The sequence below is a fragment of the Alteromonas sp. ABH4_454 genome (assembly GCF_056311775.1).
Genome location: NZ_CM149972.1, coordinates 3,539,253 through 3,560,019, shown reverse-complemented (window position 1 = coordinate 3,560,019; position 20,767 = coordinate 3,539,253). Strand labels below are relative to the sequence as shown.

Annotated in this window: 18 protein-coding genes and 1 pseudogene; 14 read left to right on the top strand and 5 right to left on the bottom strand. The window is 43.6% G+C overall.

The genetic code is table 11. The features are described 5' to 3' along the window. Nucleotides 1-21: 21 nt before the first annotated feature. Nucleotides 22-528 carry a M23 family metallopeptidase gene (locus ACYX4W_RS15550; RefSeq protein WP_476073772.1) on the top strand — a complete coding sequence of 169 codons (507 nt, stop codon included), beginning with the start codon at nucleotides 22-24 and terminating at the stop codon, nucleotides 526-528. Between the two features lie 128 nt (nucleotides 529-656). Here ACYX4W_RS15550 and ACYX4W_RS15545 read toward each other — a convergent pair whose 3' ends face one another. After that, nucleotides 657-1,493: a tetratricopeptide repeat protein gene (locus ACYX4W_RS15545; RefSeq protein WP_476056319.1), complete on the bottom strand. Its 837-nt coding sequence runs from the start codon at nucleotides 1,491-1,493 to the stop codon at nucleotides 657-659. A gap of 473 nt (nucleotides 1,494-1,966) precedes the next feature. Here ACYX4W_RS15545 and ACYX4W_RS15540 point away from each other — a divergent pair, with 473 nt between their 5' ends. The 3 genes from ACYX4W_RS15540 to ACYX4W_RS15530 all read left to right on the top strand — a co-directional run bounded on the left by ACYX4W_RS15540 (nucleotide 1,967) and on the right by ACYX4W_RS15530 (nucleotide 5,771). Next, the gene (locus ACYX4W_RS15540; protein ID WP_476073771.1) at nucleotides 1,967-3,355 is read left to right on the top strand and encodes a L,D-transpeptidase family protein; all 1,389 of its coding nucleotides are present in this window, start codon (nucleotides 1,967-1,969) and stop codon (nucleotides 3,353-3,355) included. A gap of 41 nt (nucleotides 3,356-3,396) precedes the next feature. Continuing rightward, nucleotides 3,397-4,461, top strand: coding sequence for a YcbK family protein (locus ACYX4W_RS15535; RefSeq protein ID WP_474806012.1), 1,065 nt, complete (start codon nucleotides 3,397-3,399; stop codon nucleotides 4,459-4,461). A gap of 131 nt (nucleotides 4,462-4,592) precedes the next feature. Further along, nucleotides 4,593-5,771, top strand: coding sequence for an alcohol dehydrogenase family protein (locus ACYX4W_RS15530; protein ID WP_476073770.1), 1,179 nt, complete (start codon nucleotides 4,593-4,595; stop codon nucleotides 5,769-5,771). Between the two features lie 79 nt (nucleotides 5,772-5,850). Here the strand turns inward: ACYX4W_RS15530 and ACYX4W_RS15525 are convergent, their stop codons facing one another. Continuing rightward, on the bottom strand, nucleotides 5,851-6,252 hold the full coding sequence (locus tag ACYX4W_RS15525; RefSeq protein WP_476073769.1) for a helix-turn-helix domain-containing protein: 402 nt from the start codon (nucleotides 6,250-6,252) through the stop codon (nucleotides 5,851-5,853). A 91-nt stretch (nucleotides 6,253-6,343) separates the two neighbouring features. Between ACYX4W_RS15525 and ACYX4W_RS15520 the strand changes: the two genes are divergently transcribed. From ACYX4W_RS15520 to ACYX4W_RS15490, 7 genes and pseudogenes are all read left to right on the top strand, one after another. Beyond that, nucleotides 6,344-6,829 (top strand): DUF2938 domain-containing protein, encoded by a 486-nt coding sequence (locus ACYX4W_RS15520; protein ID WP_476073768.1) that lies wholly within the window; start codon nucleotides 6,344-6,346, stop codon nucleotides 6,827-6,829. Between the two features lie 86 nt (nucleotides 6,830-6,915). Further along, nucleotides 6,916-7,353, top strand: a complete 438-nt coding sequence (locus tag ACYX4W_RS15515) for a GNAT family N-acetyltransferase (protein ID WP_476073767.1) — start codon at nucleotides 6,916-6,918, stop codon at nucleotides 7,351-7,353. 45 nt (nucleotides 7,354-7,398) lie between these two features. Further along, nucleotides 7,399-7,777: pseudogene (locus ACYX4W_RS15510) on the top strand (VOC family protein). After that, a complete protein-coding gene (locus tag ACYX4W_RS15505; protein ID WP_476073766.1) occupies nucleotides 7,774-8,193 on the top strand; it encodes a GNAT family N-acetyltransferase in 420 nt (139 codons plus the stop codon). Before ACYX4W_RS15510 ends, ACYX4W_RS15505 begins: the two are co-directional and overlap by 4 nt. 409 nt (nucleotides 8,194-8,602) lie before the next feature. Continuing rightward, a complete protein-coding gene (locus ACYX4W_RS15500) occupies nucleotides 8,603-9,268 on the top strand; it encodes a FlgO family outer membrane protein (protein ID WP_476073765.1) in 666 nt (221 codons plus the stop codon). Nucleotides 9,269-9,272: 4 nt separating this feature from the next. Next, on the top strand, nucleotides 9,273-10,037 hold the full coding sequence (locus ACYX4W_RS15495; protein WP_474857077.1) for a FlgO family outer membrane protein: 765 nt from the start codon (nucleotides 9,273-9,275) through the stop codon (nucleotides 10,035-10,037). A gap of 10 nt (nucleotides 10,038-10,047) precedes the next feature. Then, entirely contained in the window at nucleotides 10,048-10,773 is a 726-nt protein-coding gene (locus ACYX4W_RS15490) for a FlgO family outer membrane protein (RefSeq protein WP_476073764.1), read from the top strand. Nucleotides 10,774-10,897: 124 nt separating this feature from the next. Here ACYX4W_RS15490 and mnmC1 read toward each other — a convergent pair whose 3' ends face one another. Beyond that, nucleotides 10,898-13,096 carry an FAD-dependent 5-carboxymethylaminomethyl-2-thiouridine(34) oxidoreductase MnmC1 gene (mnmC1, locus tag ACYX4W_RS15485; protein WP_476073763.1) on the bottom strand — a complete coding sequence of 733 codons (2,199 nt, stop codon included), beginning with the start codon at nucleotides 13,094-13,096 and terminating at the stop codon, nucleotides 10,898-10,900. A gap of 3 nt (nucleotides 13,097-13,099) precedes the next feature. After that, entirely contained in the window at nucleotides 13,100-14,374 is a 1,275-nt protein-coding gene (locus tag ACYX4W_RS15480; protein WP_476073762.1) for a Kelch repeat-containing protein, read from the bottom strand. A gap of 223 nt (nucleotides 14,375-14,597) precedes the next feature. On the opposite strand from ACYX4W_RS15480, the gene ACYX4W_RS15475 reads away from it, so the two are divergent. Together ACYX4W_RS15475 and fabB are read left to right on the top strand one after the other, a co-directional pair. Further along, complete coding sequence (locus ACYX4W_RS15475) at nucleotides 14,598-16,163, top strand: AMP-binding protein (RefSeq protein ID WP_476073761.1); 1,566 nt, start codon at nucleotides 14,598-14,600, stop codon at nucleotides 16,161-16,163. Between the two features lie 307 nt (nucleotides 16,164-16,470). Continuing rightward, entirely contained in the window at nucleotides 16,471-17,685 is a 1,215-nt protein-coding gene (gene fabB / locus ACYX4W_RS15470; protein WP_118493712.1) for a beta-ketoacyl-ACP synthase I, read from the top strand. A 128-nt stretch (nucleotides 17,686-17,813) separates the two neighbouring features. Here fabB and ACYX4W_RS15465 read toward each other — a convergent pair whose 3' ends face one another. After that, the gene (locus tag ACYX4W_RS15465; protein ID WP_476073760.1) at nucleotides 17,814-19,535 is read right to left on the bottom strand and encodes a serine hydrolase domain-containing protein; all 1,722 of its coding nucleotides are present in this window, start codon (nucleotides 19,533-19,535) and stop codon (nucleotides 17,814-17,816) included. Between the two features lie 357 nt (nucleotides 19,536-19,892). Here ACYX4W_RS15465 and ACYX4W_RS15460 point away from each other — a divergent pair, with 357 nt between their 5' ends. Next, nucleotides 19,893-20,495, top strand: coding sequence for a Pr6Pr family membrane protein (locus ACYX4W_RS15460; protein ID WP_476073759.1), 603 nt, complete (start codon nucleotides 19,893-19,895; stop codon nucleotides 20,493-20,495). Nucleotides 20,496-20,767: the final 272 nt, after the last annotated feature.

Here is a 20,767-nt window from a genome sequence, read left to right as displayed (position 1 = left end):
GACCTATAAAAAGGAACTTTTGTGAAAAAAACGATCATATCAATTTTACTAATTTTTCTGGTATACATTTGCGCGGGGCTAGTAATTCCAGAAAAACTTGTAATTCCAGTAGAGGGGGCATCCTCTAACGACTGGAATCACAACACGTTTTGGTATGAGCCATGGGGCAGCTCTGGTGTGCACAAAGGTGTAGACATCTTCGGTGCAAAAGGCACGCCTGTTCAATCCGCTACCTCTGGCTACGTTATCTACACAGGCGAATTGGGAAAAGGAGGGAACGTTCTCGCGGTTCTAGGCCCCAAGTGGCGTGTGCATTATTACGCTCACATGCAAGAAGTTACAGTTGAGAAGGGGACTTGGTTATCGCAAAAAGATAAAGTGGGAACCCTTGGCGATACTGGCAATGCCAAAGGTAAGCAGCCACACCTTCACTACTCGATAGTTTCTCTTATTCCTTTGCCATGGAAAGCAACGTCTGAAACTCAAGGTTGGAAAAAGATGTTTTTTCTCAACCCTCATGATAAGTGATTTAGGCGCAAATGCAAGAATAAGATCTTTTTTAGGTAAATACATACAGCTAAATCTAGCCGTTTTTTACAAAACGCCCGATGAAGTGATAAACCGGGCGTCTTATAAAATATAGACGTTAACTTCTTTTAGAAATCACTCATAAGAAATTGCCAGTAATAGCGTATGAATTGGTCAGTGGGTATGTCAGAGCATGCATTTGCTTTATCTTGACAACTACGGCCCTTAATTCTTGTACCTGTGGTGTTTTTTGTGATGGAGATTGGTGCGCTCTGATAGTATTCAATACCAGTATCAATGAGCTCGCCAAGTTTTGGTGTTTTAACGGTAACGACTTCAATCTCGTCCCCGTTTGGCGCTAATGCTCCTGCTTTGTGGGCAAGTGGGGCTTGTTCATCAGAATTCTTCGCGGATAGTTCTTCTAGTGTTGATAGCGTTTGTGGGAAGTTTTGTTCATTAAGCTTTTGCTCCGACTTCAATCTAGCTACTGTGTTAGGCACCAGCTCATGGCGCTGCTCAGCCGCTTTAGCCAACCAAAAGTCAGCTTGCTCTAAATTTTGTACGCTATAGCTTGGGTTCGACAAAATCTCAGCCATAAAATAAACCGCGTTTTTGTGACCACTCTTGGCTGAATCTCTAAGAAAGCGTAAGCCTGTCTCTTTATCAGCAAGGTTATCGTCAGAGATAATTAATAGTCCTGCTTTATAATTTCCCTCAGTAGAACCCCAGCTCCCCGCTTTTTTAAAAGCTTTTAATGCTTTGCTTTTATTTTTATCGGTTCCATAACCATTAAGGTACATATCCCCCAATATAATATTTGCGTTTATGTGCTTGCGAGCGCTTACTTTAATATCTTTGAAGCGTTGAACACATTCCCGTTCTGCACAAGGGAAATAAGAAATTGATGCAGCGTTAGCCTGTGAAATTGCAATAACCGAAAGTAAGAAAAGACAGTATTTGAGCATTGTTGATATCCTTATTCTGCTTGATTTGTAAACACCGTCACCATCCTAGACGTATTGTTATATTTGTTCAACAATACTTTTACTGTTGTAAAAACGATGCTAGTTCAACTAGTTAAATAGTTTAGTTAAGTGTTTAGCCTTTTAGTTGCTTACCTAACTAAATCTTCTTGGCTACTACCAGATATGTCTTCGCCAAACATCGAGTGTTCCACTGAAGCGTTTAGCCCTATTGCGGCTCTATTTATATTTCTAAACCTATCTAGTTTGTAAAATTTACGGCGATTTTCTAACCTTTTCCCGTAAAAATCTTACTGAAAAGCTGAATTACCTACACATAATAATTCTGTTATCTAAAGCCTTTCACTTCCTGTTTATACAAATAAATTATATTTTTCAGTAGGTTGTGTTTTTTGTTATTCCCTGGCACTTGTTTTGCGACCTTGTCTATGTGTGTATTTTCAAGGAAAGGAAAAATGGAAACCGAACATCGAGCCGTCAAGCATACTGTTCAATTGCGCCATAGTGATCAATTGGAAGTGAACTCTTCTGGTCGCTTTTTAGCGCCTAAAAAGCGAACTTCTAGCATAGCGAAAAAACTCATTATTGCTGCTGCATCTTTCTGGTTACCTTTAGTAGGTGTTGCCTCGACCGTTTCTACTTCCTCGCCGAAAGCATTAGAACAGACTAATAATGACTCTGTTTTGCAGACACAGTTAAAGCAAATGAAAAGTGCCTATGCTTTTTATTCTTCTATAGCTCAGCAAGGTGGCTGGGAAGCCTTAAACAAAGACTTGCTTCTTAAACATGGCGCATTAAGAAAGGCTACAGCCGATGAAACACCCACCTACAGTGAAGAGGAAGTTCAAGCTATAACTGCATTAGTCTCTCGTTTAGGTAGAGAATACACTTCGATTAATACAAATTGTACTCACGCATTTACAGCGGTTCACTCCGAGCCATGCGTTTTCGATACAGATGTCGAAAATGCGGTAAAAGATTTTCAACGCCGTCATGGCCTTCTAGTTGATGGTGTAGTGGGCAGAAAAACGCTTGCTGCACTAAGTGTGTCGGCAGATGAGAAAGCCAAGCAATTAGCACTGAATATAACACGCTTGGAGATGTTCGAAGAAAAAGACAGCGATGCTTATGTGTTAGTCAACATTCCAGAGTTCCGCCTTCGCTATATTAGTAAAGGTAAAGTAAAAGCCACTAAAGACGTGGTAGTAGGCAAGCCAAGTTGGGCTACACCTTCTTTTAGCGATCATATCGAAAAATTTGTAGTTAACCCAGAATGGCGTATACCACTTTCGATCACGACTAAAGAGATCGCCCCAAAAGTAGCAGATAACCCTAACTACTTAGAAGAAAACAATATTGTTATTCGTAAAAATAGCTTTGTTGATGATGAGTTGGTTGACCCCGATACAATCGATTGGGGAAACATAAAGCCTTATCAGTTTGATCATTTTCTAGTAAAGCTTCCCAACGAAAAAAATCCGTTAGGCAAGGTTAAATACCTATTCCCGAATCGACACGCTGTGTACGTGCACGATACGCCTTATCAACAATGGTTTAGTGAAACAAACCGCGCAGCGTCTCACGGCTGTATTAGATTGGAAGACCCTTTTTCACTAGCAAAGTTAATTGCAGAAGAGCAGGGCGTAGAGAGTCTAATGGACAACGTCATAACAGCCCGTGAATTAAGCCAGTCAAAAACTTTTCACCTTGAAGAACCTTTGCCTATTCATTTGGTGTATTGGACTGCGTGGGCTGAACAAGACGGTACGGTGAACTTCAGAAATGATATCTATCAGCGCGATAGACGCGATGCTAAGGCGCTTACTCAGGTAGCGTCTCTGTAAAAGAATATAAACGAATAATAGTGGTAACAAGGCAAATGAAGATGATAGTGAACAACCTAATTGTTTCGGTAGTGGCATTCGCATTACTTTTGAACGCACATTTTGCGAATGCTCTTGCACAGGGCGCAGATGCAAAAAGTGCCGAGAAGGTTCAGAAGATAGTTTCTCAAAGAAGCACTCAAAGAGCGCCGCATGAGCCAGTTGTCGTTGAGAATAAAGCTCACTTAGAAGACGCGGAGTTTAGTTTAAAGATCAACAATATAGTAATGCCTTATAACGTTTTTTCTTTATTCGTGTTGCCTGAAGAGATTACAGAGCTAGAAATTATTTATCCGCAGCCGGACAAAACCTACCAATTGTTTGAAAACGGCGTGATGGTTGAAAAATCCGAGTCTATGACATGGCACTGGAAGGCGAAAAATACCCCTGGTGAGCAGCGTCTAGAAATAAGAAGTGAAGACGGACAGGTCAATATGTCGTTAAATGTATTTGTTATGGTTCCTGCCGAAAAAGTCCAGGGCGGACGCCTAAAATATTATCATATAGGGCCCTATCCAGATGAAAGCGAAGTCAAAAATAAAGACGTTTACGTTGAACCCGAAGGCTTTATTGAAGTTACTAAAAATAACCAAGACTTATTGTTGTCTCCCCATTTCAAGTTAAAAGAGTTCACCAGTAAACAGCGCTCTGGCTACCCGAAGTTCGTATACCTTCGTCCGTCTCTACTTTTAAAGCTCGAAATGCTTAGAAGAGAAATGAATATGAACAATATTCATGTTTCAAACATGGTGATCATGAGCGGCTATAGAACACCTCAGTACAACAAGTCAATCGGTAACGTGAAATTTAGCCGACATGTATATGGCGATGCTGCCGACATTTTTGTAGATAATGACGGTAACTATCGAATGGACGATTTGAATAGCGACGGTGTAGTAAATATTAAAGATGCTGACGTTATGGCCAACATGATTGCAGAGCTGAATAAACGCAGTGAATATAAAGGTTTAATTGGTGGTTTGGGAGTTTACGGACCTAAACCTCACCGAGGTCCATTTATTCATATTGACACCCGTGGAATTAAAGCGCGTTGGCGAAAGCCCTAACTTCGGTAAACTTTAAGCACTACACAGCCGTTTAAATGTTAACCGTAAAAACGTAGCTGCTTTGCATGAGCATCAGGCATACGTTATTTTGGGCGTATTAATTGTTATTAATCCTAAACGTAAGAGAAATTATGAGTATTACTAGTTTGCTTGGCGACAAGCAGAGATTCGATGTAAAACCTGACGATACGACTATGAAGGCTGTGGTGACCATGGCGAACGGTGGTTATGAGCAGTTAAATTACACCGATGTTCCCATGCCAAAACCGCTTGCTGGCGAGGTGCTAGTTCAGGTTTTAGCAGCGGGAGTTAATAATACGGAAATTAATACTCGATTAGGTTGGTATTCTTCTAAAGTCACGCAAGGCACTGACGCGTTGGATGAGAATGACGATGAGAAGTCAAGCGCAGCAGAAGAGTTAGACGGTGGATGGAATGAACAAACCCCTTTTCCGTTTATTCAAGGGACTGACTGTTGTGGTCGAATCGTAGCCGTTGGAGAAGGCGTAGACCCTACACGTATCGGAGAGCGAATTTTGATACGTTCTTGCATCCGAAAAGACTCTTGGGACTCATTAGAGAATATTTGGATGGCGTCAGACTTCGATGGCGCTTTCGCCCAGTACGTAAAAATAACCGCGAGTGAAGCCTTCGCTGTCGAGTGTGATTGGTCGGATGCCGAACTCGGAACCATACCATGCGCTTATGGCACTGCTGAAAATATGGTCCATCGAGCTGGTGTTTCTAAAGGCGAGCATGTTTTGGTGACAGGGGCTTCAGGTGGTGTAGGTTCTGCAGTTGTTCAGTTAGCTAAACGCCGTGGTGCGACAGTTACCGCCGTTGTTGGTAAAAATAAAATGGACGTGCTTAAGGAAATAGGTGCAGACCGCGTTATCGAACGCAACAGCGATTTAGTTGAAGTGTTAGGAGAAAAGTCGGTAGATGTAGTTGTCGATAACGTTGCAGGTGACGGATTCACACAAATGTCCGTGGTTATGAAACGCGGTGGTCGCTACGCTTCTTCCGGCGCCATCGCGGGGCCAATAGTCACCCTTGATATGCGCAACTTTTACTTAAAAGATCTTACCTTTATTGGTTGTACTGCGTGGGATGAACCGGTTTTCCCAAATCTTGTTTCATATATTGAGCGAGGTGAAATAAAACCTATGCTAGCTAAAACCTACCCGCTGGAAGATATCGTAACAGCACAAAAAGATTTCTCTGAGAAAAAGCACGTGGGCAAAATCGTGTTGCTGCCTCCTAAGCAGACGTCACCGCAGCAGGATTTTATCGATAGTTTGAAACAATGAGTGCTATGTTTCGACTACGGTTAAATTGATATAGATGACAATGAAATGCCCGCTCAATGCGGGCATCTTACTTTTTACTCTATGCTAAGCCTTTTATTGCCCCTGTACCTGCAAGGTTCATCAAACGACGAAATCTTGGGCATTCTAAGTGGCTTGGCGCGGTGCAGGCTGCCGCATGTTGCAGACCATCGCGCATGGCTGTGAGCTTCTTTATTGTTCCGTCTAGTTCATTGGCTTTTCTCAGTAGTAGCTCACGATCAATTTCAGGCTTTGCCTCGTTCCCCAAAATCCCCGCAATCTCTTCTAAAGAAAAACCTGCAGCGCGACCTAATGCTATTAACTCAAGACGCTCTAGTACATTCGGGCTAAACACACGACGTATACCTTGCCTACCAATAGAACTGATAAGACCTTTCTCTTCATAAAACCGAAGTGTAGATGCTGACACTCCTGACTTTTTGGCTACTTGAGATATTTCCATACATTTTTCCAAAGGATTGCTTGACTTAAAGTTAACTTGAAGTTGTAGGCTATCATCTCTAATTAAATGTAACTAGCTGTTGAGTGTGAATATGCAGAATATTGTTTTAATCGTGCTAATTGGTATTGGGGCTACCCTAGTGATGGATTTATGGGCGCTGCTAAGGCAACAACTGTTTGGTATTGCTCCAACTAATTGGGGCATGGTAGGGCGTTGGATAGGGCATATGAGAAAAGGGCGGTTCTCGCATACTTCTATTGCAAACGCCGATGTTGTGAGTGGTGAAAAATCCATTGGGTGGACAGTGCATTACGTGATTGGTATTGGCTATGCGGTGTTACTTCTTCTTATATTTGGAGAGGCTTGGTTGCTAGAACCATCGGCAGGGCCAGCTTTAGCACTAGGTATAGCCACAGTCGTTGCACCATTTTTCGTATTGCAGCCTGGAATGGGCGCAGGAATTGCTGCGTCGAAAACGCCTAATCCTAACGCTGTTCGCCTACACAGCGTTTTAAACCATGCAGTATTTGGCTTAGGGTTGTACCTTTCGGCATTGGTTCTTAGGCCCGTCCTTTAGACGTGGCTATAATCGCTTGTTGATTAATTGAATAAAGTTCGGCTTATAATGCGTATTGAAATAAAACGAGCGTAAAAGAAAACAGGATGAAAATTTCACTGGAAGAAATAAACAAATCTAACTATGAGCAGGTTTGTGACTTGGACGTGGCGGAAGATCAACAAGCATTTGTTGCGTGCAATATGTGGTCGCTGGTTGAGTCTTTTTATAATGATAACCATACCTGTAAAGCCATTTATTGCAACGACCAGCCCGTAGGATTCTTGATGTGGGTTCAGGAAACGCCAACTAAGGTGTCCATTTGGCGCTTTATGATTGATGAGAGCCATCAAAATGAAGGAATTGGCAGAGTTGCTTTGTCTCAAGCTATCGCGCTTATAAAGCAAACTTCTGAGCTTAAATTTATTGAGATATGCTATAACCCCAAGAATCCTGTCGCTAAAACCTTCTATTCAAGTTTTGGTTTCGAAGAGGTGGGATTAGATGAAGATGGCGAAGACATGCTTGCTGTTATGGCCATTTAGCCACGATTTAAATTTAAAGCAGCGAAATGCGAGAAATCTCAAGATATGGACGTCATAGATATTAAGACTTTTATTCCAAGCAAAAACTACGACATTTCTAAAGCATTTTATTCTGAGATTGGATTTAATGCAGAATATGTAAATGAAGACCTAACACTGTTTGAAAATGGTGATTGTCTCTTCTTTCTTCAGCGCTTCTATAATCCTGAATTGGCGAATAACTTTATGCTTCAAATATGTGTAGCAGACATTCAGGACGCTTTTGATTTGTGCTCGCGCTCGTTACATAAAACGAAAATATCTTCAATTGAGAAGCAAAGTTGGGGAAGTGTTTTCTATCTATGGGGCCCGTCGGGCGAACTACTTCATATTACCGAATTAGGTAGCTAGCTTTTGCGAGAACGGCGGGCGGAATGACGAATGATGCATACGAATTACACCGTTGAAGAAAGTCCTCCGTCAGCTGAAGACTTTGCCAGTTTAAGAAAATTGATTGGATGGAATAACCCGTGTTTATCGGTTGTTCAAAAGAGTATTGATGCCTCGTTGTTTTGGGCAACAATTTACCTCGACAACAACCTTGTAGGCTCTGGTCGGGTGATTGGCGATGGCGCAATGTACTTTTACATTCAAGACGTCATTATTCATCCAGGACATCAGAATAAAGGTTTGGGATCGAAAATAATGAACACCTTGATTGCACATTTAGAGTCTTGCTGCGCACCTGGCGCAACGATTGGCTTATTGGCTGCGCATGGTAAGGAAAGTTTTTATCTTAAGTTCGGTTTTGAACCTCGTGATGGTGAAAGTTTAGGTCTAGGCATGTGCAGGTTTATTTAGCTACCTGGTCATTAACGTGGCATGAGAGACCCGGGAGTTCTTAAGTTTTTTAATCACATGGCATTGAGATCATTGCCTATTTAATATCGGCAGCTTTCTGTCCTAAGGCGGCAAGTCATCTCCGCTTTTTAAGAACGCTCTGGCTATAAACATCAAACTCTTTTAGCGCTGAAGAAGGTACATCTACTGAAACTAGGCGCTTTATATCACTTGGTTATCAGCAATTTTTCTTCAATGTAACCTTCAATGTAACGGTCAATGCTGCTTGTAGCCTCTCTTTGGTGTGAATTTTGCAAAAGCCTGTTTAAAGACACTAAAAATGTCGGTTTGCGTAGTAGCTGATCACTGTTTTTCGATGAGTTTTGCTTCTTTCCGATAGAAATTTGACGTTTTTCACTGGACACGTGTAATGAAAAGTATGACAAAACCTGTCTCTCACGCTTTGCTGACAGAAAATGGTCGCTTAGTTGCGAAAGCTTTGGCATATACCGCGCTTATATTGGGCTTACTCTCTGGTTGCTCTTCATCTGACGAACCTAAGAGTCAATTTGCGCAAACCGATGCCAGCGACGTATCGGCATTGGGGAATGTGGAATACCACACCTATATGTTGGCGAACGAACTTTTTGCTGATGTGGGTCCAGCGCGTCAGTCTCGCTATGCGGTAGTTGGCTTTGTACCTGCCGATACTATGAAATACAGTGCTGACCATCAACACCCGCTAATGTTGTTGGGTCATCAACTTGAACAGGGAATGATTACTGAGGCCACGAAAAGAGGCTTTTCTACTCAAGAATTTAAGCTTTCGAACGATATAATTGTTAGTGACGAAAGCGACAGAGTATTAACCCGCGATATCGACCAGCTTTCCAACATTGAGCGCGTCGATTTTTATATAACCGGCACTATTGTGTATCAAGAGTCTGGCGCGGTGGTTAACGCTCGAATTATCAACGCTAGAAATAAAAACATTGTCGCTGCAGCAACACGCTTTTTCCCAGCCGAACTATTTTGGCGCGAAGAACAAGTAACCACCAGAAACGGTAAGTTATACAGAACTGAAGGTACGAGGTAACCCCATGAAAAGACGAAATCAATACGCGGCGCTTTCGCTTTGTGCTTCACTGCTAAGCGTTAGCGGGTGCTCTATGATGATGGGGGAAGAAGAGGTAGCAGAACAAGCGCCTCAGCGCCCGGCCATGAACGTGATTGATATTACTGCCGCCGACCGCGCTCCTACGAAGCCAGTTGAAAATACCAGTGATACCCAGTCTCAGGCTATGGACGCGTATGGCGCTATCGGTCAACCTCCTTTGTATTCGAGCGTACAGGGCGCGTATAAAGGTCGACCTCTAACCAAGCATATTGGCGACTATGTGAAGAACATGGCGCAAGACTTAATTGCCAATATGGAATACGTGAATAACAAGACACCTATTGGTGTAACCCATTTCGCACTGCTAGATACTGACTTGCAGAAAACAGATTTGCTTGGCCGTCAGATGGCGGAATCTTTTGTTCACGAACTGCATAAATTCCGCGTGCCGGTTATCGACTTCAAAGCCACCGAGTATATTCGCATTACTGACGATGGCGATTTTGTATTAAGCCGAGACTATTTGGAATTGAGCAGCAGCCTGCCTATTGAATACGTGTTAACCGGAACCATGACCAAGCACCAAGGTGGCGTGTTAGTTAACGCCCGTATTTTAGGCATGGAGTCGCGTGCAGTGGTGGCAACTGCGCAAATGCTAGTGCCGTTCTACGTTGTAGATGCACTTATTCCAAGTGACGGTAGCCAGCAAAACGGTATGCGCGATGGCGTTAAGCTAAGTCGCGGCTAGGAGTTTCAGTATGGTGTTTACTAAGAAGCTTGTTCAAAATAGCTGGGTAGCGGTTGGCCTTATGCTAAGTGGTTGTATGACAGGGTGCACTAGCACAGAGTCTATTGGCTCATTTTGGTTAGGTGAAGACGGTGAAATTACGCATCACGCTGAGCCAGTTCCTGTACCAAGCCGCTCAGGGTTAGAGTACACACCAGATTCTCGCGATAGACAATATCAACAGCACGTGGAAGTAGAGCCCGGCTACAAGGACCCGCTACACCATGGCTATTCACCTTCACAAACGCACAAACGTTTAAACGATTACGCTTCGCAGCTTGCGATGGAGTTAATGGACAATGCAACCCGTCTTACGCAGCAAGATATGGTGGGTGTGGCGAGCTTTGTGAGGCTTAATCAGTCGTTGAGCGACAGCACCGTGTTAGGCAATCAGCTTTCAGAGTATCTAATAGCCGAGCTACAAGACTTTGGGTTAGCTGTTGTCGACTTTAAGCTTGCAGGTGGCATTACCGTAACGCCAGTGGGCGATTTCGTACTCACGCGAGATGGTACTGCACTCGCTAAACAGGTTGAAATGGACCATGTTGTAACCGGCACCATTATTGAAGATGACAGAGGCGTACGCGTAAACGCCCGTATTGTGTCGTTGGAAAATAAACAAGTGGTGGCAAGCGCCAACGTATACATTCCTGCGTTTATCGTGATGGATTTAAATAAAGTGGCTAGCGTAAACTAGCCATTTAGTTCCATTGCGCTCTGTTTTTTCAAAGCGAACTCATTTCATGTTCGCTTTCAAACCTCTAAACATCCGGCCTTTTGTGTCCTGCACAGTAGAATTTTCACAAAGGCCTCCTGGTTTATTAACCCTGACTTCTAATCGCTTCGCGAGTCATAAAGCGGCTGGTGTTTACAGCATTAAGCAGATCATTGCTTAAAGGTAGCGGCTCCTTACATAGGCTGCTTACCAAAACCTCTGCCATTAAGGGCGCTGTAGTTAACCCTCGTGACCCTAAGCAAGTAAGGGTGGACACTACACTTTCAGGCAACACAGGCGCGCTGGTTAACGGCTTGCCCACGCCTAGCATATCGTAGTGTTTTTTCAACGCATTAAAATCATGCAGTACACCGACTACAGGCTGGTGGTCGGGCGAACCTAAGCGCGTTGCCGCTCTTGCTTGGCCGTCGTGTTGTAATGCCTGCACGATGTCGGTATTTGCCAGCGCCTGTTCATGTGTGGCAAGGTTTGTTTCAGTTTCTTCGCTTCGCACATCGCTACTTAAGTCGTTTTTCACATAGGTTGAGCCAAGTGCGTGTCTGTCGTCGAGCGCAGGCGTCATATAGCCTTTGTGACACAATACCGTTTTGAGCTGTTCAATTGGCATTTGGGTGGGGATGGCTTCAACCTGACCACGAACAGGGCGAAGGGACAGGCTGTCAAAATCGCTAGCGTTTACCGCACCTGCGCCAAGGGCAAGGATAAGGTGATCGGCAGTAACGTTTTCTTGCGATAAGTCGCTATCGAAAGTGTTGCTATCAAGATCACCCTTAGCACATTTCTCAGGCTCACCAAGGTTAAAACAAATTTGCACTTTCTGTGTTGCTGACCCGTTAACGCTGCCACCTTTAGCTGTATCCACATCATCCGCATCAAGAGTACCGGTTGAAGCGCCACTGTCTTCGTTGTGCAGCGTTCCCTCAATCGCTTTATGGGATACGTAGATATGATTGGGTTTCAACTCGAGTTTGCCACTTTGCAATGCTTCTTCAATAAGGGCAGTAACTAGCTGTGGAGGAGAAAGCCATCCGCCCAAGCCAATGTACAAGCCAGAGTAGGGAAGAGCTAGGTTAGCGATATCGCTCACTTCTTTGCTGTCCACGGGTTTAATTAAAGCTTCAGGCCATACGTCGGCTGCTGCCAGTTTATTTTGGCGTTCCGCTACCTTGTCGTTAAAGCTTAATTGAATAACGCCACAAAAATCATGGGCAACGTCGGCTAGGCCACAGGCTTTTGCATGTTCAATAGTGTGATCGTAGGCTTGTCTAGCAAACAAAAAACTGTGCGCCTGAATGCGGCTGGCAATACTTGCTTCGCTATGAAGCTGCGGGTAAAAGCCGCCTTGCGGGTTTCCGGACGCGCCGCTTGCAAGAGTGTCCCCATCGAAATACAAGGTGGTGTTAATACCGCGCTTCACTAACGCAAGGCACGCAGTGGCTGCAGCAAGGCCGGATCCTACTACTGCTACTTTACTTGTTTTATCTAAACTGCCGTTAGCGTACCTGTAATAGGGGCCAGCAGGCAGGCGAAGTTTATGCTGCACATTTTCGTTGTCTTGGTTAAAAACGCCGGTCAGCATGTCACGCTTACGGCCAAAGCCGTTGCGTTTTTTAATGCTAAAACCCACACCAGTTAGCCCACGCTTTACTATGCCTGCGGCGGTAAATGTGCCAAAGGTTGTGCCGGTTTTTGATAAGCGAGCCATTTGGCTAAACAGAGCGTCGGTCCACATGTCCGGGTTTTTGCTTGGTGCGAAACCATCTAAAAACCAGGCATCGATTAGTCCATTTGCAGGGGAATGCCATTGAGGTAAAAGCTCGTGAACATCACCAATCCACAGGTCGAGCGTGGTTGAGTGCTTATCGAAATGTAAGCGATGACAACCTTCAAGTCCCATAGGGTAAAGTGCAGCGAGTGCTTGCGCTTCGTCTTTAAGGGCAGGGAAAGCTTCTAGTGCACGCTGCATATCCTGTTGAGGCAGTGGAAACTTTTCCGTGGTAATAAAGTACAGGTGCTTAAGTGGATGATTCGGGTTCGCTGCTTTAAATTCGTTAAAAGCACGCATAGCAACTAAGAAATTAAGCCCAGTCCCGAAACCTGTTTCGGCAATGACAAAAGTTGGGTTGCGCCACTGTTGCCAGCGTTCAGCAAGGTCGTTGCCAGCAACAAAAACGTGTTGGGTTTCATCAATTCCGCTGTCGTTAGAAAAATAAACGTCGTCAAAATGGTCGGCGACAGGTGTACCGCTCTCATTAAAATGAACCTGTGCATGCTTAGATTTCACTGTTTATTTTTCTCCGCTTATATTGTTTTGGTGCTGGCACTCTAGTTTGGGGGCTGTTTTTACTCGTTCATCAGCTTGCCCATCCGATGATTGGCTTGAAACGTTAGAGCTAGTTTGTTGCGCTGGTGAACAAGACGCCTCTGCGAGTGCTGAAAAATGCGTGGTGACTTTACTGGTCACGCGCTGCGCGCCAAGCATACCGCCAATAGTGACCCAAGAACCGTTAACGTTAATTAATCCGCGATGATCCATGGTGGGCGCTTCAGCTTCTGTTTTCGATATACCCCACGTTTCTTTTGCAATATCAAAGGCCCAAATGGCGTCATCTGCAGTTGAAGGCTCGCCGTTATAGCCAATGCCATCGTAGTTGTACGGGTTAGCCGAGCCGCCTACAAAATAGATTTTATTGGTGGCCTCATCGCCCGCTGCGGCCATGCGATAGCGCGCAGTACCTGTTGGATGGTCAAGTTTACGCCAATCAACCTTTAAAGGGTTTTTCTTATCAATTACGCCTTTGAAACAGGCGGTTTCTGCAGCAAAGCTACGGCGTTTATCACTGTGCGGTGTTACTGATACGCCGTCACAAATTACCATGGTGTTATTAACGATGCCTCCAGCTTGACCAAATACCGGTTTGCCAAGAAAAGGGCTTGCCTGTTGCCATTGCTCGGTTTGCGTATCGTAGATTTGTACAAGATTTACGTTGCCATCGTTGTGCCAGCCTGAAACTAAGTAAACGTAGCGGTCTTGGTAAACCAGTGCAGTTGCATCATCAACAGGTACAGGCATAGGCGCCAATAGCGTATATTCCCCAGTTACAGGCGAGAATTTATAAACATCTGGGGTGCTAATTTCATTATGGTCTTCATCAACCGTGTAACCGCCAAAAATGTAAACGCTGTCTTTTACGCCCACTGCTACTGATGCCAAGCGGCCTTTTAGCGCAAGGCTGGATGGAACGGGGGAAAGGGCCTGCCACTGCAAAGGTTTATCTTTGTTGTTAATAACGAGCTGCCAAGCACGGTTGTGCACGTCTTTATGAGTTTTTCCTTTGCCCAGCCCCATAAAACTAAATACATATTGTGTGTTGTTTATGGTGACAGAAGCTACGGCATTGTTTGACACTGGCTCTGGTAGCGCGGGGAGCCTAATAGTCGAAGCTGCTGCTGAGACAGTCGCTGCAGAAGCAATGATAAAGGCTGCCACCACGAAAGAAAGTCGGGGTATCGCACTTTGGAAAATGTGTAGAGCAATGGTTCTTGGCTTTTTTAATAACACAGCAATCTTCAGTTTTATCTAAATTTCGAACGTTTGGCCGCGTATTCTACCTGTCACCTTTTTGTTTTTCCGCAAAAGTTTGTACCTGCTTAAAACTCTTCTTTTTTTATTGCTTCTGCAAATAACAATCTATCAGTAAAAACAATACGTTTATTTAATTGTTGTTGTAAATAATTTGTTAAATTTAGCTGTACGTCTATTGAAGATAGTTCAGGGAGAAGATATGGCGGGCGTGTTTCACCAATGTGGCAAGAGCATTTGCAAACGCACAAGAGATGAAATGGATGAGCGTGCACGTATCATCGCGTATGCACTTGCTGAGCAAGATGTAAAAGAAAACGATGTGGTAGCTATTTTTATGCGAAACCACGTCGATATATTCGAAATAGTAGAGGCATGCCGATATGTGGGTTCGCGTTATGTTTTGCTTAATTGGCACAGCCCAGTTGCAGAACTTTTGCCTATTTTAGACGACTGCAGCGCTAAAGTGCTGTTCGCTCATCGTGATTTATTAAAGGGGGAGAATGACCGCCAAACTTTATTACAAGTTCCTACCTTGTCAGTGATATATACGGTTAAAACGCCGGAAAGCATTTTAGAGCGCTATCATCTTACAGATAATTCACTGTTAGCATCCGAGCCGAAAACTGGGGAGCAGTATCAGTGCCTTGATACGCTATTAGCTGCCCCAATCGCAAAGCGCAACAATGAACCGCCGAAACGCTTCAAGGGCATGTTTCCGTACACGTCGGGCAGTACAGGAAAACCCAAGGGCATCAAGCGCGATGAAGACCTAACGCGGCCGGACCCTTATTTGATATTCAAAGGCCTCTCTGAAGCGTTAATGCAATTATCAAGAGGTGACCGCTTTTTTGTCTCTGCACCGCTTTATCACAGCGCACCTCATGCGCTTACGCTCTGCTGTTTAGCAGCGGGTAATGTTGATGTATACATTGAGCCTCAATTCGACCCGGAACGATTTTTACAAGACATAGAGCGGTTTAAACTGACTCATGCTTACATTGTTCCCACCATGATGGTGAGGCTACTTAAACTGCCCGAGTCGATAAGAAGCAAATACGACACTTCAAGTTTGCGATTTGCCTTATCAACAGGGTCGGCACTGCCAAGCGATGTGAAAGAAGCAATGATTAACTGGTTTGGGCCAATATTTTATGAGTCTTATGGCGCTAGCGAATTGGGCTTCATGACCTTAATTTCATCTAAAGAGGCATTAGCTAAGCCTAATTCTGTGGGCAAGCCCATTCCCGGTGCAGCAATTAAAATACTGAGCGACAATAAAGAGGCGTGTGAAGTAGGGGACGTTGGCGTTATATACGCGCATCTCTCTATGTTCGCGCCATTCAAGTATACCAATACTACGGGCGCGCCGAGTGACTTGCATGTTGGTGAATTCACAACATTAGGCGATATGGGTTATGTGGACGAAGATGGTTACTTATACATTTGCGATAGAAAAAAAGACATGATCATCTCAGGTGGCGCCAATATATTTCCTGCTGAAATAGAGAGCGTCATCATAGAAATCCCTGAGGTTGCAGACTGCGCGGTATTCGGTGTGCCTGATGCTGAGTATGGCGAAAAAGTCGTGGTGGCTATTCAATGCCTACCCGGCAATACGCTTTCGATTGATGCGCTACACGGGTATTTAGATGGCAAACTAGCGCGGTTCAAGTGGCCTAAAACGTTGCAAATACTCGAAGCTCTGCCCAGAGAAGATACGGGTAAAATATTTAAGAACAAACTTAGAGCCCAATTTAGTGAATAAAAGAAACCGCAAAAGTTTATGTTCAAGCTATTTTGAAGGTTTTGTGAAGGTATAAATTAACGCTAGTCATGACCCTGTGCATTCGTGCTACATTGGACTTATTAAAATAAAAAACTACGTAGCCGCAGACGGTAACAACGAAAGAGAAGAGAAGTGGTCAAGTAACCTGTTTGTACCAATATGCACAGCATTGAAACAGGTACTGTAACGCTTAAGTATAGCTAGTTCGAGTATGGCAATTGGCAGAGCAGACCACTTTACCATTCAAAATCGTTACCATAAGCCGCAACAACGCAAAGGGTAAACTATGAGAAGAGCAGTTATCACCGGTCTTGGTATCGTATCAAGCATCGGCGTAAATAAAGAAGACGTACTTGCTTCACTAAAAGCGGGTAAGTCTGGAATTACATTTTCAGAACAGTTCGCCGAAATGGGCCTTCGCAGCCAAGTTTGGGGCGACATCGACATCGATTTGAAAGAGCACATCGACCGCAAAGCTATGCGCTTTATGGGCGATGCGGCAGGCTACGCGTACGTAGCGATGCAACAAGCCATTGCAGACTCTGGTTTAGAAGAAAGCGACATTTCAAACGAGCGCACAGGTATTATCGCAGGCTCAGGTGGCGCATCTTCTGAAAACCAAGTGCTTTCTGCTGATATTCTTCGCGAAAAAGGCGTTAAGCGTGTTGGGCCCTACATGGTTCCTCGCTGTATGGCATCTACGGTATCAGCTTGCTTAGCGACACCGTTTAAAATTCGCGGCGTGAACTATTCAATTGCCTCTGCATGTGCAACCAGTGCCCACTGTATAGGTAACGCGCTAGAGCTTATTCAGCTTGGTAAGCAAGACGTAGTATTTGCCGGTGGCGGTGAAGAGCTACATTGGTCACTATCAAGCCAGTTCGACGCTATGGGCGCACTAAGTTCTAAATATAACGACAATCCTGCTGTGGCATCACGAACTTATGATGCAGCACGCGACGGCTTTGTAAGTTCTGGTGGCGGCGGTATGGTTGTTGTTGAAGAACTTGAACACGCACTAGCGCGCGGCGCAAAAATCTACGGTGAGGTAGTAGGTTACGGTGCTACATCAGATGGCTTCGACATGGTTGCACCATCGGGTGAAGGCGCAATTCGCTGTATGAAGATGGCGATGCAAAATATCGATGCTCCAATCGATTACTTGAACACCCACGGCACGTCTACGCCTGTAGGCGATGTGAAAGAACTTGCGGCGATTCAAGAAGTGTTTGGCCAAGCGGGCGTACCTATTAGTGCAACAAAGTCACTGACAGGTCACGCATTAGGTGCAGCGGGTGTAAACGAAGCTATCTATAGCTTGTTGATGATGGAAAATAACTTTATCGCGCCATCAATTAACATCGACACGCTGGACGATGCAGCACAAGGCTTAGATATTGTTACCGAAGCACGTGAAGCAACGCTAAACACAGTGATGTCAAATAGCTTTGGCTTTGGCGGCACTAACGCAACGCTGGTTATGCAGCGTTATAATGGCTAGTCAAAGCAGCTAGAAACAGAAAATTTTTAGCTTCATTTTAAGAAGCTTTAAACTAAAAAGGGCGTAAACCTGAACACCATGAGTGTTTGTGTTTCCGCCCTTTTTTGTTGTTTTTTTATTGTTCTCGTCTATAACTTTCTAAAGTAAAGGTTCCGAACACGACCGTTAGATATTCTGAAGCCATTCACTTCACCGTGAACATCGCGCTCAAATAGGATATCGCCAACTTGTGAGCTAAAAAAGTCACCTTTGATTGGCGCAATATAATGGTCGCGTAGACGGTGATGAGAAATTTTCAGCTGTTTATTTTCTGGTGAAAAGTGATAAGTGGAAGAAAGTTCAGGGCTGAAGTAACTGCCGGCGAACTGTGATAACCAGGTTCTGGTTATTTTGACTGGTGTATAGCCAACCGACACATACGTATCGACGTTGTCTACTTGCACTGTCATTAATTGTTTCTCATCACTTTCAGTAAACTTAACATAAATCTCTCCCTCTACATTCAGCATTTTGAAGGTATTTTCGCTGATAGGAGCGAGTACGCTTACGTTACCTTGGCCTCTTGAATACATTAGTTTACCGTTTTCTAAATATATCTCTCGTGAGTACGCTTCTGGTTCATACCAATAGTGACCCACATAAGCTTTGAGTGTGTCTTCATCTAACTCAAGAAAATTAGATTTTTCTTTAGGTGAAATTGACTCTAAAAATGCGTCAGCAATCGCGTTCTGAGGGGGAGGGGGGGCTTTCTCCAAAAAACTGTCAGCCATTTGCAGAGCCAATTCCCATGGCCTTGCATCTGCGCCATTATTCAATATTGCAATTGCTAAATTTTGGTTAGGGAATCGAGCTAAATACGAACGAAATCCTGCGTCTCCGCCGCTATGCTGAAAATATTTGATACCTTTGTAATGACTAATAAATTGCCCATATGCGCCACCAAATGTTTCTCCATTGTTTAAGGACGCAAGAGTATTCATTTGCTTAATTATAGCAGGGCTACCTACAGTCGGTTCGGTGAAATTAGCTGACCACTTCAGCAAATCTTCTGCGGTCGTAAATAAACTGGTTGCACCTACATTTGAAAAGTTCAACACGCTTTTTTTGTAACTATTGCCGTTACGCTCGTATGAGTAGGCCCTATTGCTAACGATCTTTTGATGGTCGTCGTAAAACAAACTGTTACTCATATTCAATGGCGTGAACAGCCTTTCTTGCGTGAATTGCGCAAAAGATTTACCGCTAACACGTGCAACAACCTCTGCTAATAGTGTGAACCCGGTATTTGAGTAAAGAAACTCTTCTCCCGGTTTGAAGTTTAGCTCTTTTTGTCGCGCTACTATTTTTAATACGTGTTCGGTAGTGATTACGTCATCTAATCGCCAACCAGCCATACGCAACAAATTCCATTGATCTCGCATGCCGCTTGTATGTGATGCTAAGTGTCGTAAGGTTATGGTGTGACCAAAATCCGGCACTTCTGGAATGTATTGTCGTATGTCATCACCGAAATTTAACTTACCTTCTTCAGCCAGTAGAAGAATGGCGAATACGGTAAATTGCTTAGATACAGATGCAACGTGAAACATAGTTTCTGGCGTAACAGGTATATCGTATTCAAGGTTTGCACTGCCATAACCTTTTGAAAATATAATCTCTCCATCCTGCAGAACTGCAACTGAGGCTCCTGGTTTATTAATATCATCGAATTGGGCAAATAGTCGGTCAAATTCTAGGGTTTGTTTTGAGGGGCTATTAAGAGACTTTTCAGGTTTTAACGATGGTTGGCAGGCGCATAAACCAATTGATAGCAGTACACTAATGACTAGACGGGCTGCAAATTTAGACATTTTAACGATTCCTTGTTATCACTTATTTTCAATTTTTTCCGACGAAGAGCAAACGTCAATACACTGCACAAAAAAGCAAAAGCTAGTCACAGGAAAAGGTTAGAGTAAAGTTGTTTTAATTAGTAGGCAAACAGATTTTCTATTAGCTACCTACTGACGAAAATGCTTTTGCACTTGTTCTTTTCACTTTGACTGGGTTGCTATTTCCTATCATTTGCAAACTATACTAAATTTATAACGGATTAATTTAGTATCAGTTGGTCTAAAAAAGCAGTTTTCCTTTTTTTAGAGGTCGATTAGTTTAATACTTGAGCCCTATTTATTTGGTAGAACCTTCATTCTTCGAAAGGACTTTAAATGGATTTTGTTCTTTTTTTAATTACAGCATTGGCACTAATAATTAGCCTTATAAGAGAAATTAGGAAACGAGGCAGCGACAGCATAGGCGTTGTAGTCTGGAAATATTTTAGTTATTACACAACGCTATCGAACCTTCTTGTCCTAATTTGGTTCGCGGCTTTGACTTTTTGGCCTGAGCATTCAGTTGCTCAGTTTGCTAAAAATCCTAATGTATCTACTGCAATTACTTTTTATATAGTTACAGTTGGTATTGCTAACTACCTTATCTATGGATGGCTTAAACTTTCATTGTTTGAACGTATATCAGATCTATTAGTCCATGCCGTTACACCCGTAATCACACTTGCGTACTGGTTTTTCTTTGTAGAAAAAACGCTGCTTCAATACGCTGACTTAGGCTATTGGCTCATTTTTCCGCTGACTTATGCCGCGTACACAATGTCTCATGGGAAATGGACAGAATTTTACCCTTACGAATTTACAAATGTTCAAGCGCTAGGCCTTAATAGAGTTTTATTAAATGGATTAGTATTATCTATAAGCCTTCTCGTTGGCGGCGCTTTATTTATATTTTTAGGGAAAACGCTTGGAAAATTCTAATAGTGCACTTTAGCCGCTTGTTCTGAGCGTTGAGGATCTTATACATGGGCTATGTTACTTCGTTTCTAATTTTAGCTCACGCGTTATCGAGCATTTGTGTAAGGTGTGTTTGCTGTTTGACTTAAAAGGCTTGTGAGGCCCCTGTGTACGTGAAGCAACCCTCCAATTAAAAGCAGGTGGAATACCTGCAATTCGCTTTAAGCAGTCTACAAGACGACCAACCCTACAGGCGAAATACTCAGATTAGATCTAAGCTTATACAAATTAAGGTG

Bases quoted from the DNA above. Each gene is read 5' to 3' on its own strand.
- ACYX4W_RS15545 (WP_476056319.1), bottom strand. From the start codon at position 1,493: ATGCTCAAATACTGTCTTTTCTTACTTTCGGTTATTGCAATTTCACAG.
- ACYX4W_RS15540 (WP_476073771.1), top strand. From the start codon at position 1,967: ATGGAAACCGAACATCGAGCCGTCAAGCATACTGTTCAATTGCGCCAT.
- ACYX4W_RS15535 (WP_474806012.1), top strand. From the start codon at position 3,397: ATGATAGTGAACAACCTAATTGTTTCGGTAGTGGCATTCGCATTACTT.
- ACYX4W_RS15530 (WP_476073770.1), top strand. From the start codon at position 4,593: ATGAGTATTACTAGTTTGCTTGGCGACAAGCAGAGATTCGATGTAAAA.
- ACYX4W_RS15525 (WP_476073769.1), bottom strand. From the start codon at position 6,252: ATGGAAATATCTCAAGTAGCCAAAAAGTCAGGAGTGTCAGCATCTACA.
- ACYX4W_RS15520 (WP_476073768.1), top strand. From the start codon at position 6,344: ATGCAGAATATTGTTTTAATCGTGCTAATTGGTATTGGGGCTACCCTA.
- ACYX4W_RS15515 (WP_476073767.1), top strand. From the start codon at position 6,916: ATGAAAATTTCACTGGAAGAAATAAACAAATCTAACTATGAGCAGGTT.
- ACYX4W_RS15505 (WP_476073766.1), top strand. From the start codon at position 7,774: ATGATGCATACGAATTACACCGTTGAAGAAAGTCCTCCGTCAGCTGAA.
- ACYX4W_RS15500 (WP_476073765.1), top strand. From the start codon at position 8,603: ATGAAAAGTATGACAAAACCTGTCTCTCACGCTTTGCTGACAGAAAAT.
- ACYX4W_RS15495 (WP_474857077.1), top strand. From the start codon at position 9,273: ATGAAAAGACGAAATCAATACGCGGCGCTTTCGCTTTGTGCTTCACTG.
- ACYX4W_RS15490 (WP_476073764.1), top strand. From the start codon at position 10,048: ATGGTGTTTACTAAGAAGCTTGTTCAAAATAGCTGGGTAGCGGTTGGC.
- ACYX4W_RS15475 (WP_476073761.1), top strand. From the start codon at position 14,598: ATGGCGGGCGTGTTTCACCAATGTGGCAAGAGCATTTGCAAACGCACA.
- fabB (WP_118493712.1), top strand. From the start codon at position 16,471: ATGAGAAGAGCAGTTATCACCGGTCTTGGTATCGTATCAAGCATCGGC.
- ACYX4W_RS15465 (WP_476073760.1), bottom strand. From the start codon at position 19,535: ATGTCTAAATTTGCAGCCCGTCTAGTCATTAGTGTACTGCTATCAATT.
- ACYX4W_RS15460 (WP_476073759.1), top strand. From the start codon at position 19,893: ATGGATTTTGTTCTTTTTTTAATTACAGCATTGGCACTAATAATTAGC.